Origin of the sequence: Streptacidiphilus neutrinimicus (genome assembly GCF_000787815.1) — a bacterium.
Taxonomy (GTDB): domain Bacteria; phylum Actinomycetota; class Actinomycetes; order Streptomycetales; family Streptomycetaceae; genus Streptacidiphilus; species Streptacidiphilus neutrinimicus.
The window spans coordinates 1-12,444 of the sequence record NZ_BBPO01000046.1 but is presented as its reverse complement, the minus strand read 5'-3'; the positions used below and the strand labels follow the sequence as shown (position 1 = coordinate 12,444).

Annotated in this window: 10 protein-coding genes and 1 pseudogene; 7 read left to right on the top strand and 4 right to left on the bottom strand. The window is 74.1% G+C overall.

Annotated elements, in window-relative coordinates; genetic code table 11:
- Nucleotides 1–241 precede the first annotated feature (241 nt).
- Nucleotides 242–3,865: an ATP-binding protein gene (locus TR48_RS25745; protein ID WP_236652328.1), complete on the top strand. Its 3,624-nt coding sequence runs from the start codon at nucleotides 242–244 to the stop codon at nucleotides 3,863–3,865.
- Between the two features lie 115 nt (nucleotides 3,866–3,980).
- Here the strand turns inward: TR48_RS25745 and TR48_RS25740 are convergent, their stop codons facing one another.
- A complete protein-coding gene (locus tag TR48_RS25740) occupies nucleotides 3,981–4,442 on the bottom strand; it encodes a MarR family winged helix-turn-helix transcriptional regulator (RefSeq protein ID WP_042371497.1) in 462 nt (153 codons plus the stop codon).
- A gap of 216 nt (nucleotides 4,443–4,658) precedes the next feature.
- Between TR48_RS25740 and TR48_RS25735 the strand changes: the two genes are divergently transcribed.
- Nucleotides 4,659–5,624, top strand: coding sequence for an alpha/beta hydrolase (locus TR48_RS25735; protein ID WP_042371495.1), 966 nt, complete (start codon nucleotides 4,659–4,661; stop codon nucleotides 5,622–5,624).
- Between the two features lie 133 nt (nucleotides 5,625–5,757).
- Here the strand turns inward: TR48_RS25735 and TR48_RS42305 are convergent.
- Nucleotides 5,758–5,970 (bottom strand): annotated as a pseudogene (locus TR48_RS42305) (helix-turn-helix domain-containing protein); the annotation flags it as partial.
- Here TR48_RS42305 and TR48_RS25730 point away from each other — a divergent pair.
- The 4 genes from TR48_RS25730 (at nucleotide 5,937) to TR48_RS25715 (ending at nucleotide 8,798) form a co-directional block, all read left to right on the top strand.
- Entirely contained in the window at nucleotides 5,937–6,137 is a 201-nt protein-coding gene (locus tag TR48_RS25730) for a hypothetical protein (protein WP_042371493.1), read from the top strand. The pseudogene TR48_RS42305 and the gene TR48_RS25730 overlap by 34 nt on opposite strands.
- 140 nt (nucleotides 6,138–6,277) lie before the next feature.
- Complete coding sequence (locus TR48_RS25725) at nucleotides 6,278–6,724, top strand: MarR family winged helix-turn-helix transcriptional regulator (RefSeq protein ID WP_042371491.1); 447 nt, start codon at nucleotides 6,278–6,280, stop codon at nucleotides 6,722–6,724.
- The gene (locus TR48_RS25720) at nucleotides 6,717–8,138 is read left to right on the top strand and encodes an MFS transporter (protein WP_042371489.1); all 1,422 of its coding nucleotides are present in this window, start codon (nucleotides 6,717–6,719) and stop codon (nucleotides 8,136–8,138) included. Before TR48_RS25725 ends, TR48_RS25720 begins: the two co-directional genes overlap by 8 nt.
- Before the next feature lie 102 nt (nucleotides 8,139–8,240).
- The gene (locus TR48_RS25715; protein WP_236652337.1) at nucleotides 8,241–8,798 is read left to right on the top strand and encodes a cysteine hydrolase family protein; all 558 of its coding nucleotides are present in this window, start codon (nucleotides 8,241–8,243) and stop codon (nucleotides 8,796–8,798) included.
- 50 nt (nucleotides 8,799–8,848) lie between these two features.
- Here the strand turns inward: TR48_RS25715 and TR48_RS25710 are convergent, their stop codons facing one another.
- Nucleotides 8,849–9,319 carry an HIT family protein gene (locus TR48_RS25710; RefSeq protein ID WP_042371487.1) on the bottom strand — a complete coding sequence of 157 codons (471 nt, stop codon included), beginning with the start codon at nucleotides 9,317–9,319 and terminating at the stop codon, nucleotides 8,849–8,851.
- 87 nt (nucleotides 9,320–9,406) lie between these two features.
- Nucleotides 9,407–10,489: a GAF domain-containing protein gene (locus TR48_RS25705; protein WP_201777158.1), complete on the bottom strand. Its 1,083-nt coding sequence runs from the start codon at nucleotides 10,487–10,489 to the stop codon at nucleotides 9,407–9,409.
- Between the two features lie 627 nt (nucleotides 10,490–11,116).
- On the opposite strand from TR48_RS25705, the gene TR48_RS25700 reads away from it, so the two are divergent.
- A partial coding sequence (locus TR48_RS25700) for a sigma-54-dependent transcriptional regulator family protein (protein ID WP_152628184.1) occupies nucleotides 11,117–12,444 on the top strand: 1,328 nt, incomplete at its 3' end.

Genomic DNA, 12,444 nt, shown 5'->3' with positions numbered 1-12,444 from the left:
GATCTCGTATGCCGACCCCGATCCTCGGTGCACGTCCTTGGCATCTGCTTGCCGTCCACTTGGCGCCGACATGGCGGAGCCGCTTCGGGGTGCGTCGACCCGGGCAGCTCCGGGAGGTGTCGGCCCCGGGCTGCTCCGGGAGGTGTCGGCCCCGGAGGCTTCTCCGGGGGCGCCCGCCCCGCGGCGGGAGCGGTCGTCGGTCCGATCTGATCGCTCGACAGTTCGGGTAGATTTGCACGGCGTGCTGCGCATTCGAATCCTGGGGTCTCTGAGCGCCGACCGGGAAGGAACACCGGTCGACCTCGGCGCGCCGCGGCAGCGGGCGCTGCTGTCGCTGCTCGTCGCGGCCCGGGGCAGCATGGTCCCGCGCGAGCGGATTTCGGACCGGCTGTGGCGCGGTCAACCGCCGCCCAAGGCCGACGTGTCGCTGCAGACGTACGTCTCGAACCTGCGCCGCTCGCTCGAACCGGAGCGGCCGCCTCGGGCGCCCGCGTCCCTGCTGGTCAGCGCGCCGCCCGGGTACGCCCTGCGGTTGCCCGAGGACGCCGTCGACGCCTGGCGGTTCGAGACCTGGGTGGGACTGGCCCGCTGCGCGCCGCCCGAGCGGGCCGGCCGTCTGCTGACGGAGGCCCTCGGTTGGTGGGAGGGCCCGGCGTACGCGGAGAACGCCGACGAGGAATGGGCGGCGCCTGAGGTGGCGCGCCTGAACGGCTTGCGGGCCGAGGCGCGCGAACTCGCCACCGCGGCGGACCTGCGCCTGGGCCGCGCGCCCCAGGCCGCGCTGGCCGCTGAGGCGCTGGTGACGGAGAGCCCCTTGCGCGAGGAGGGCTGGCGCCTGCTCGCGCTGGCCCAGTGGGCCTGCGGGCGGCAGGGCGACGCCCTGGCGTCGCTGCGCCGTGCCTCGGCCGTCCTGCGCGAGGAGCTCGGCTGTGATCCGGGCCCGGCCCTCGTGGACCTCGAACAGGCCGTGCTCGGCCAGCGGCTGGACGTGCTCCGCGCGGCGATCCCCCTACCGCGAGCGGCAGTTGTACCGGCATCGGCGCCGATGCCCGGCGCTTCCGCGCTCGGCGCCCACGACGGCCTGCTGGCCGACCGCGACCACCAGCCCGGCCCGTCGGGGGAGTTCGCGCCCGAGCGACGCGACGCCGACGGCGCCGCCACGCCCGCGCTCATCACGGTGCGTGGCCTTCCACGTGGCCTCCCGAATGGCCTCCCGAGTGGCCTCCCGGTCGGCCGTGACCACCAGCCCGGCCCGTCGGACGAGGCCGCTCCCGCGCGAGCCGACGCCGGAGCCGCCATGACGCGCACGCCGCCGCCCGTCGCGCCCGCGCACCGGCCGGGCGGCCTCTTCGTCGGCCGCGACCGCGAGATTCGCGCGCTGGAGGACGCGGCGCTCGCCCGACGGGACGCGGGCGGCGTCGCGCTGGTCACCGGCGAGGCCGGCGCGGGCAAGTCGGCGCTGCTGGACCGGCTGGCCGGACGACTGCGCGCGGCCGGCTGGCGGGTGGTGGTCGGGCACTGCTCCGAGGCCGACGGCGCGCCGCCGGCCTGGCCCTGGGTGGAGGCGCTCGGCACGCTGGCCCGCGACGTCCCGCCGCGGCACCCGCAAGAACTCGCCGTGCTGCTGCGCGAGGCGGAGCGCGGCCCCGCCGCAGCCCGTGACGACGCGACCGCCGGCCGCTTCCGGATGCACCGGGCCTTCACCTCGTGGTTGCGCGAGGCCGCCGCCGACGCGCCCCTGGCCGTCGTCCTGGAGGACCTGCACCGCGCCGACAGCGAGACGCTGGCGCTGCTGGAGGCCGCCGCCGCCGTCTCGGACGCGCCGGTGTTCACCGTCGCGAGCTACCGGCCCACCGAGACCGGCGAGCAGTTGGGCAAGACGCTCGCCGTGCTCGCCGCCCGCTCCCCGCACCGGATCGTCCTCGGCGGCCTGCCGCCGCAGGACGTCGCCACCGTCGTCAACGCGGTCTGCGGCAGGCCGTTGGACGGGGCCACCCTCGCGGCGCTCGCGGAACGTACCGGCGGCAACCCCTTCTACGTGCTGGAGAGCGCACGCCTGCTGGCGAGCGAGGGCGCCCTGGTCGCCGTCAGCGACGTCCCCCAGGGCGTGCGCGACGTGCTGCGCCGACGGCTGGCCCTGCTGTCGGCCGGAACCAGGACCGTGCTCGGGCTCACCGCCGCCGCGGGCCTGGAGGCCGCCACCGCCGTCCTGGTCGACGCGGCCGAGGAGTCCGAGGAGGAGGTGCTCGACGCGCTGGAGGACGCGGTCGCGGCCGACCTGCTCACCGAGCCCGCGCCCGGGCGGGTCCGCTTCGTCCACGCCCTGGTCCGCGACACCGTCTACACGGACCTGGCCGGGGTGCGCCGGGCCCGCCTGCACGCCCGCCTCGCCCAGGCACTGCGCCGCCACCGCCCCGACGACCTGGCGGCGCTCGCGCACCACTTCGCCCACTCGGGCACCCCGGCGAACGCTCCCCTGGCGGTCGACTACGCGCTGCGGGCGGCGGAGTTGGCCGAGCGCCGCTACGCCCACGACATCGCGGTGGGGTTGATCCAGCAGGCGATCGAGGTGCACACGGCCACGTCGGGCGACCTGGCCGCTCGCCCGGACTCCGTGATCGGCCTGCTGGTGCGGCTCCTGGGCGCGCAGATCCGCGCCGGTTCGACGGACGCCGCCCGCCGCACCCGGCAGCACGCGGTCGATCTGGCCGAACGGGCCGACCGCGACGACCTGGTGGCGGTCGTCTACGCGGCCTGGACCGAGCCTTCGCCGTGGCGCAGCCGCCTGGAGGGCTTCACCGACCGGGCGTCCCTGGTCCGTCTCGAACGACTGGCCTCCCGTCCCGGCCTCGACGTCTCGACGCGGGCGCGCGTGCTGCAGGTGCTCACCGACGAGGCGGCGGCCGTTGACGCGCCCAGAGCGCTCGTCGCCGCCCGCGAGCAGCTCGACCTGGCCCGCTCCTGCGGCGAACCCCGGCTGCTGGCAGCAGCGTTGATGACCTCGGCCAAGCTGTTGCCGCACGAGACGCAGGCGGCACTGCGCACGCCGTTCCTGAGCGAGCTGCGCGAGTTGGCGCAGACGCACGACCTGCCCGCCTACCGGTGGGTGTGCGAGCACAGCGCGGCCATGACGGCCGCGTCCCGCAACGACCCGGCCGCGCTGCGACGGCACACCGACGAGGGGCTGGAACTCGCCCGCCGCTACCGCATGGTGTGGGCGCAGGGCGTCAACTGCACGACCAGGGCCATGCTGGAGACCGTCGCGGGCCGCTTCGAGGCAGCCGAGGCCGCCTACGCCGAGGCGGGCGAGCTGCTGCAACGGGTGGGCGCCCGCCATGCGCCCGGCCTGCGCACGCTGGGGTTGATCGTGATCCAGTTCGCCCAGGGTCGGCTGAACGAGCTGGAGCCCATGGTGCGCGCGGTCTACGAGGCGTCCGGCGAGCCGACCGGCGTCGCCCTGGCGCTGGTCCTGGCACGCCGGGGCCGACTCGAGGAAGCACGGGCGGTGCACTACCCGGCCGAGCCGGTGACCGACCATCTGTACGGCGTGGAGCTCGACTTCCGATCCCAGCTCGCCGTCCTGCAGCAGGACACGAGCAGCGCCGCCACGCTGGTGGAGCACCTGCTGCCGATCCGGGAGCAGCTCGCCGGAGCGGCCGGTGCGGCCTACGCGACCCGCCCGCTGGCCCACGCGCTGGCCGACCTGCAACGGCTCCTGGGCGAGGAGGGCGCGGCGGCGGAGAACTACGCGCTGGCCGAACGGACCGCGCAGGCCTGGGGTTCACGCCACCTGGTCGCGGCGGCCCGCGCGTCAGCCGCCCACCTGGCCGCGGACCGCACCCGGCGACGCATCATCCCGCTGTGACGCGCACCGCGCTTCGCCCGCGGCGAGCACGGCGAGCGCGGCGAACACGGCGAACACGGCGGCGTCCCTTCCCGCTCCCGCGCTGATGACGGGCCCGGCTTCGGTGATCAGGCCCCTAGCGGGAGACGTTCTCCGTCAGCTGCCGCAGGATCCGCCGGACGTCGTCGAAGTCCTGCGGGGGCAGAGCCATCGCCTCGCCGATGGCCTGGGGCACCGTCCGGGCGCGCACCCGCAGCTCCTCCCCCTGCTGGGTGAGGCTGACCTGGACGGTGCGCTCGTCCTGCGGGGAGCGCTCACGCCGGACGAGGCCGCTGGTCTCGAGCCGCTTGATCAGCGGGGTCAGAGTGCCGTAGTCGAGCTGCAGCGCCGCGCCGATCTCCTTGACCGGGACGCTGTCGTGCTCCCACAGCACGAGCAGGACCAGGTACTGCGGGTAGGTCAGCCCGAGCTCCTCCAGCAGCGGCCGGTACCGCTGCGTCACCGCGCGTGAGGCCGCGTACAGGGCGAAGCAGAGCTGGTCGTCGAGCAGCGGCGAGAAGCCGCCCGACTGGGCGCGGGAGTGGTCGGCGGCGGTCATCAGGCTTCTCCGATCGGGCAGGCCCCACCAGGTTACCAACGGGACGATGACAACGCCCACGTTTGCCTCGCCAACGTTTGACTCGCCCACATTTGCCTCGTCCATGTTTGCCTCGCTGATGTTTACATTGCCAGCACTTACCTTGCGCACGAGGTAAACGTGTACTAGGTTTTGCGGCAGACGGAGCCCTCCGGCTCCCCCTCCAAGGAGTCCGCCATGACCGAGCACGTCTCCACCCCCATCCTCGAGCAGGCCGCGGCCGATTTCGCCGCAGCGACCGCGAAGCCGCCCTTCCTGTTCGACCTGGGCCCCGCCGAAGGCCGCAAGGCGGTCGACGAGGTCCAGTCCGGCGAGATCGACAAGCCGGCCGTCGACGAGGAGTGGATCACCGTCACCGGCGGCCCCACCGGCAGCGTCAGGGCGCGCATCGTCAAGCCGGCCGGTGCCACCGGGGTCCTGCCCGTCATCGTCTACATCCACGGCGCCGGCTGGGTGTTCGGCAACGCCCACACCCACGACCGGCTCGTGCGCGAGCTCGCCGTCGGCGCGAACGCCGCCGTCGTCTTCCCCGAGTACGACCTCTCCCCCGAGGCCCGGTACCCGGTCGCCATCGAGCAGAACTTCACCGTCGCCCGCTGGGTCGTCACCGACGGCGCGACCAAGGGCCTGGACGCGTCCCGCATCGCGGTTGCGGGCGACAGCGTCGGCGGCAACATGAGCGCCGCACTCACCCTCATGGCCAAGGAGCGCGGCGGCGTCCCGCTCGCCGCGCAGGTGCTCTTCTACCCCGTCACCGACGCGAGCTTCGACACCGGCTCCTACCACCAGTTCGCCGAGGGCTACTTCCTGCGCCGCGACGCCATGCAGTGGTTCTGGGACCAGTACACCACCGACCCGGCCCAGCGCGCCGAGATCACCGCCTCGCCGCTGCGCGCCACGACCGAGCAGCTCACGGACCTGCCGCCAGCGCTGGTCATCACCGGCGAGGCCGACGTGCTGCGTGACGAGGGCGAGGCCTACGCGGCCAAGCTCCGCCAGGCCGGCGTCCCGGTCACCGCCGTGCGCTACCAGGGGATCATCCACGACTTCGTGATGCTCAACGCCCTGCGCGGCACCCACGCCGCCGAGGCGGCCATCGCCCAGGCCGTCTCCTACCTCGGTGAGGCCCTGCACACCGCCTGACCCGACCGGACTGAGGCCCTGCCATCCCCCGGTGGCAGGGCCTCTTCTCTGTCTCGATCACCGGCCTTTTCGCCCTGATCGCCCGCCTTTCCACCCCCGAACACATCGCGCTGGTCGGGTCTATCGGGCTGTGGCTGCGGAAGGAGGCCCGGTAGGCATGCGGGGTGGTGCCGGCGACGCGCTCGAACCGTTCGCGGAAGGCGGTCGCGGATCCGAACCCGGCCTGGACGGCGATGCGTTCGACGGGGTGGTCGCTGTTCTCCAGCAGGTACTGGGCGTGCCGGACCCGTGCGCGCAGCAGCCACTGGAGCGGTGTCGTGCCCGTCTGCTCACGGAAACGTCGGCTTCGGCGTCCTCGCCACCTGGCGCGATCCGCGCCGCAGCACCCGCGCGGCGGTGTGCACTGTCATCCAGGGCGTCGGCGGCCTGCTCGCGCTCCGGGCCTTGGACCGCTCCGACGCGCAGGCACCGACCCGCGAGGCGGCGACCCACAGCCGAGCGACGCCCACCTGAGCGTCCGGCCGTCCGAACCGCGTTTCCGGCCTGGAGGCCACCCTCACCGAGAGGTGACGGTGGCCTCCCGTCGCTTCATCCTTCAGGTAAACTGTACAGATAGACTGCATAATCTGAGCCGATACTCCCAAGGCGGACCCATGAGCGAAGCACACGCGTTGTCCCCCTCGGCGGTGCGGGCCGCGCAGGAGGTGCGCTCGGTCATCGGGCGCCTGCGCCGACGCATCCGCGCCGCCGGAGGCGACGGGGACCTCAGCTACGCCCAGGCCTCGGTGCTGGCCCGCCTCACGGGCGGTGAGGGTCAGACGACCAGCGACCTCGCCGCAGCCGAGGGCATGCGGCACCAGTCCATGGCAGCCACGGTCTCCTCCCTGGCCGACGCGGGACTCGTCGAACGGCGCCCGGACCCGGCCGACGGCCGACGTCGGGTGATCGCCCTCACCGTCGAGGGACGCCGACAGGCCGAGGAGAGCCGCCAGGCGCGGGGCGAGTGGCTCGCCGCCCAACTGCAGAGCAAGTGCACCGAAGACGAACGGCAGACCGTGATCGCGGCCATGTCGGTACTGGAGCGACTCGTCCATGAATGACCGGACCACCGCCCCGCGCGGGGACACCAGGAAGGACGGATTCGACCGGCGGCTCATCCCCCCGATGATGCTCGGCTCGGTCCTCAACCCGATCAACTCGACCATCATCGCCGTCGCCCTCATCCCCATCGGCGCGGCGTTCGGCGCGCCGCCCTCGCAGACGGCCTGGCTGGTCTCGGCCCTGTATCTGGCCACCGCCCTCGGGCAGCCCGTCGTCGGACGGCTGATCGACATCTTCGGCCCGCGCCGCCTGTTCCTCTTCAGCACCAGCCTCGTCGGCGTCGCCGGCGTCCTCGGCACCCTCGCGCCCGGCCTCGGGGTCCTCGTCGCCGCGCGCGTGCTGCTCGGCTTCGGCACCTGTGCGGGCTACCCCGCCGCCATGGCCCTGCTGCGCAGCGAGGCCCAGCGCACCGGCAAGGACAGCCCGGCGGGAGTGCTGACCGCCCTGGCAGTGGCCAACCAGACCATCGCCGTGATCGGCCCGCTGCTCGGCGGCCTCATGATCGGCCTGGGCGGATGGCGCTCCACCTGCGCGCTCAACATCCCCCTGGCCGCGGTCGCCGTCACCCTGGGCGCGCTACGGCTGCCCAGACAGCCGCGTACCGACGGCGCGCCGCGCGGTCGCCTCGCGGCGCTGATCGACCTGCCGGGCATGGCCCTGTTCGCTGCGATGCTGGTCTCCCTGCTGCTGTTCCTGATGAACCTGCGGGCCGACACCTGGTACCTGCCGGTGATCACACTCGCCGCCGGCGCCGCGTTCACCCGCCGGGAACTGCGCGCGACGACCCCGTTCATCGACCTGCGCGTGCTGCGCGGCAACCCGCCCCTGCTCGCGACCTACGGCAGAGCGCTGGTCGCCTACGTCGTCTCCTACGCCTTCCTCTACGGCTTCACCCAGTGGACGGAGGAGGGCTACGGGCTCTCGCCCTTCCACGCCGGCCTCGTGCAGATACCGATGTTCCTCGTCGGGATCGGGGTCTCGCTCACCGTCGGGCGGAACTCCGGCGTGCTCGGCAAGCTGCTACTCGGCGGCGTCGGCCAGATCGCGGCCTGCGCGCTGATGCTGACTCTCGGCACGGCCAGCCCGGTCTGGATGCTGGTGCTCGTGGCGGTGATCTTCGGCGTGCCACAGGGCGCGAACAGTCTGGCCCTGCAGAACTCCGTCTACTTCCAGGCCGATCCCCAGCGCACCGGGTCGTCCGCGGGCCTGCTGCGCACCTTTGCCTACCTCGGTTCGATGGTCGCCTCCTCGGCCACCGCCGCGTCCTTCGGGCAGCACGCCGGCACCGCGGGCATGCACCACCTCGCCTGGATCATGCTGGGCGCCGGAGCCCTCTTCCTGCTGAGCACCGTCCTCGACCGCAGCCTGCGCCGCCTGTCGACGGACCGGTCCAAGGAGCCCGCCCAGACCTGACTTCCGCTCAGCTCTCGCTCATCTCTGCTCATGCCCGTGCTCAGCTCGCGCTCGCTCAACCGCTCCCCCGACTCCGTTCCGCTCGATCCGAAAGGCCCGACCGTGCCCGGCACCGCTCTGCTCTCCATGGACCTGCAGCTCAACCACCTCGACCGGGTCCCCGACGACTACCTACCGAACGCAGTCCGGGCCCTGGAGACGGCCCGTGCCGCCGGGATCCCCGTCATCCACGTGATCCTGCACCTGCGATCGGGGCACATCGACGCCCACCCGCGCAACAAGACCTTCGGCTCGCTGCCGCACCACCTGTACACGGCCGAGGACCCCGGCGCCGCCATCCACCCGGACGTCGCGCCGCGCGGCGACGAGATAGTCCTCCACAAGAACCGGGTCAGCGCCTTCGCGGGCAACAACCTCCGCCAGATCCTCGCCGCGCAGGACATCGACCATCTCGTCCTGGCCGGTATCGCCACCGGAGGCATCGTCCTGTCCACCGCCCTGCAGGCGGCCGACCTCGACTACCGGCTCACGGTCCTCTCCGACGCCTGCGCCGACCCCAGCCCCGAGCTCCACCACACCCTGCTCAACAAGGTCCTGGCCCGGCGTGGGGAGGTCGTCTCCACGAGCGAATGGGCGGAGGCCCTGAAGGCCGCCGGGTAGAAGGCCGACGAGGCAGCCGGGAAACAGCCGGGGGCAGCCGAGGAGGGCGACTAGGACAATGCGTCGAGCTCCTGGCCGATCGCCGCACGGAGGACCTCGTGCTCCGGTCCGAGCGCGCACGCCGGATCGCGCCAGTTCTCGGCGGGATAGAGCCACACCGGGCGGCGCACGAGATCCTGATGCTCCCACTCGTAGCGCGGCCACACGTGGGCGTGCAGGAAGGCGTCGGTATTGCCGAGGATCTCCAGGTTGACGCGCCGAAACGCCGGGTCCAGACGTCGGCAGGCTCGTTCCACGGCCTCCCCCAGCCGGTCCATGTCGGCCAGGAAGGCCGACCGCCTGCTCCGCGACAGGTCGGAGAGACGCTCCACCTCGGGCTCGTCCACCAGCAGGACCGAATAGCCCGGGAGGAACTGCACGTCACCGATCACCGCGAAGCCGGCGTCGAGCCGTCGGAGCACCGTCGGGTTCGCGCCCTTCAGCGCGCTGCCGATCCTGTCGTCCCGCCAGTCGTCCACCATGACAGCGCACACTACCGGCAGGTGATCAAGAAGGGCTCACCCGCTCGCTCCTGACGACGCGCGCCCGCGGCCGGCCTCCGCCGCCGCTCACGCCAGGGCCCCGCGCAGGCGCGCCGCCGCGAGGCCGCGGCGTGCGTCGTCGGGGGCGAGGAGGGAGAGGGCGTGGCGGTGAAGGGCGATGTCGTAGCGGGCGTGGTGACCGAAAGCGAGCGCCAGGGAGGGGTCGACGGACGCCAGCACGGCCTCGCGCAGGGCGACATGGAGGTGTTCACGCCACTCGACGACGCCCGGCGCCTCCGAGCGGGCGAGCAGCGGCCCCGCGTAGGCGGCGAGCGCCGTCCGCGTGTCCCCGCGTTCGACGGCCGTGGCGACCAGGGCCGCGTCGCAGGCCAACGGACGATTCAGGGCATAGCGGCGGGTGGCGATGCCGCCGCCCAGCGCGCTGCGCAGATGGGAGACCTCAGCCTTGAAGGTGGAGGCCGAGACCGGGCGCTCGCCGTAGAGCGCGTCGTGGAGGCGCTCCGGGGTGAACCCCTCAGGTTCCAGCGCCAGAAGCGCCAGGATCTCCAACTGTCGGGGCCGCAGCGGGATCTCACTCCCCCGGCGCTCCAGGCGCGGGCTCTCGCCGAGCACGGTGAGACACAACTCGGTGTCCCCCGGGGACGCGGCGGACGCCGCCTGCTCCCGGAGCCGCTCCTCCATGCCGGCCGCGAGCAGGCGCACCGTGGAGAGCGCGAGCGGGTGCGACCGGTCCCAGGTGGTCGACAGGTCCAGCACGCCGAGCACCCGCCCGTCGGGGTGGCGGATCGGCGCGCAGTAGCAGACCCAGCCGTGCAGTGCCGAGACGTAGTGCTCGGCCGAGAACACCGTCGCCGCCTGCCCGCGCAGCAGGGCCAGCGAGAGGGCGTTCGTCCCCATCGCCTGCTCGTCCCATCGCCCGCCCGGGGCGAAGTTGATCCGCTCGGCCGCACGACGCATGTGCCGCCCGCCGCAGGTCCACAGAATCGTGCCGGTCTCGTCCGTGACGGCCGCGACGAAACCCGCGTCCTCTGTGATGCGGCGCAGCTCCTCCGCCACCGCGCCCACCGGGCGACGCAGTTGGGAGTCGGCCCAGCGGGAGCGGGCCGCGTCCGCATCGGTGACCGGAGCCTCGACGCAGGCCCGGTCCACGCTCGCGCCGCTGCGCGCCCACGACTCGACGACTTCCGAGCGCAGCGCCCCGCCGCCCGTCTTCGGGCGCCACGGGCCGGACCGCCCTCGCCTGCCACCGCCCCCACGCGCCCCGACGCCCCGGGCGCCGTCAGCCGAGGATTCCCCGACCGCGTCGCCCGCCCCGGAACCGTGCGCGGCACCGGTTGGGGCACTGGTACGGGCACTCAGGCCGCCGTCGCCCGCAGCGCCACCCGCGGCGGTGGCCTCGCCCCAGCGCACCCAAGCCCGCTCCAACTCCTGTCGGAGCCGACGCAATTGCGACCCGTCGGGCAGCCCGCCCGATCCACCGGGTTCCGCTGCGGCCGGCTGGGCTCCCGTGTCCGTCCTCACGTCTCCCATTTACCTCGCCCCAGCCGCCGCCGACAAGAGCCCCCGCAGCGAGGCCCGACGAGACGGTTGCCAGTATTCGCCTCCGAACGGTCCGGCGCGACCAATCGATCGGTTCTCACTCCTTCGGGTGGTCGGCCGAGGAAAACCTTCCACTCCGGGGCTATGGGACTAGCGTCGGCAACGGAGTCGGGCACGGCTCACCAGCAGGGCAGGAGGGGCCCGGCCCGGGCGGGACCGGGCGGGGAGGTTGCCGTCATGGGGAGTTCGGCCGGCGCGTGGGCCCGCACGGACGGTCCGGCCGCGGCGGAGGCGCCGCGGACACCGTGGGTGGGCGCCTGGCGGGGTGATCGGGGGTCGGCGCGGGCGCGCGAGCGGTTCCTGGGCGGCGACGAGGTGCGGGGCGTCGTCCGGGCCGGGGTGCTGGCGTCCTGGGAGCGGTGCCGTGCCACCGGGTTGTCGGCGGAGCGCACGCAGCTCCCCTACGATTCGGATCTCGACGGGGAGGAGCGTCTGCTGCTGGCCTCGCTCCCCGTCCTGGAGCGGCTGCACGAGCAGTTGCTCGGAACGCGGGTCAGCGTGCTGCTGACCGACGCCCAGGCCCGGGTGATGGACCGCCGGGCGGGCGAGGCCGCCCTCGACCGGCACCTGGACGCGGTGCAGCTCGCGCCGGGGTTCGGCTGGGCGGAGCACGACGCGGGGACGAACGGCATCGGCACGGCGCTGGTCGAGGGCCACCCCGGCGTCGTCCTCGGGAGCGAGCACTTCTCCGAGGCCCACCGTGCCTTCGCCTGCGCGGGCGCACCGATCCGCGACCCGCTGACGGGCGCGATCCGCGGCGTCGTCGATCTGACGAGCTGGCGCCGGGACGCGCACCCGCTCATGGCCGCGCTCGCCCGCGAGGCCTCGACGGCGGTCGAACACCGCCTGCTGGAGCAGTACACGCTCCGCGAACGCGCCCACTACGACCGGGCGCTGCGTACCGCGCCCCGCCGCGGGTCCGCGGGACGCGGGCCGACCCGCGGACGCGGCGCCCTCGGTGAGCCCGCCCTCCCGCTCCGCGCCCTGACGACGAGCCACCCCGCCCGTCCGGTTCCGGCGATCCCGCCTCTGGGGGCGCTGCCTCACGGGGTGCCAGACCCCGTGGTGCCAGACCCCGTGGCGGCAGACCCCGGGGCACTGCTCCCCGAGGCACCGTCCGGCCGGGAGGCGTCCTCGATGAGGCCGCGCCCCGAGCCGCCGTCGACGGCCGCGCCTTCCCCGCATGACAGGGAGGGCCGGTCGATGGAGGGCCGCTTGCCGGGCGGGGCGGCGGACGAGGTCGCCGCGCGGGCGGTGGGCTCGGTCGGCGGCGGGGGATCAGGCCGGGAGGGGGCGGTCAACCGGCGCGTGGGTGGCGGCCGCCAAGCCGAGGAGCAGGTGCTCGGGGACGCGCTCGGCGGTGGGGGCACACAGTCGCGCCCCTCCGCGCCCTGCGCGGGGGGCGCGGCCCTCACCGGCCTCGCGTCCGGGCTCACCGGGGCGTTGGGCGGCGTCGGGCAGATCGCCGTCGCGGCGCGGCACCGCCTCACCCTGCTGTGGGAGGC

What these genes read in the sequence shown, in the direction of transcription:
- TR48_RS25740 (WP_042371497.1), bottom strand. Translation starts at nt 4,442, where the DNA reads ATGACCGCCGCCGACCACTCCCGCGCCCAGTCGGGCGGCTTCTCGCCG.
- TR48_RS25735 (WP_042371495.1), top strand. Translation starts at nt 4,659, where the DNA reads ATGACCGAGCACGTCTCCACCCCCATCCTCGAGCAGGCCGCGGCCGAT.
- TR48_RS25725 (WP_042371491.1), top strand. Translation starts at nt 6,278, where the DNA reads ATGAGCGAAGCACACGCGTTGTCCCCCTCGGCGGTGCGGGCCGCGCAG.
- TR48_RS25720 (WP_042371489.1), top strand. Translation starts at nt 6,717, where the DNA reads ATGAATGACCGGACCACCGCCCCGCGCGGGGACACCAGGAAGGACGGA.
- TR48_RS25710 (WP_042371487.1), bottom strand. Translation starts at nt 9,319, where the DNA reads ATGGTGGACGACTGGCGGGACGACAGGATCGGCAGCGCGCTGAAGGGC.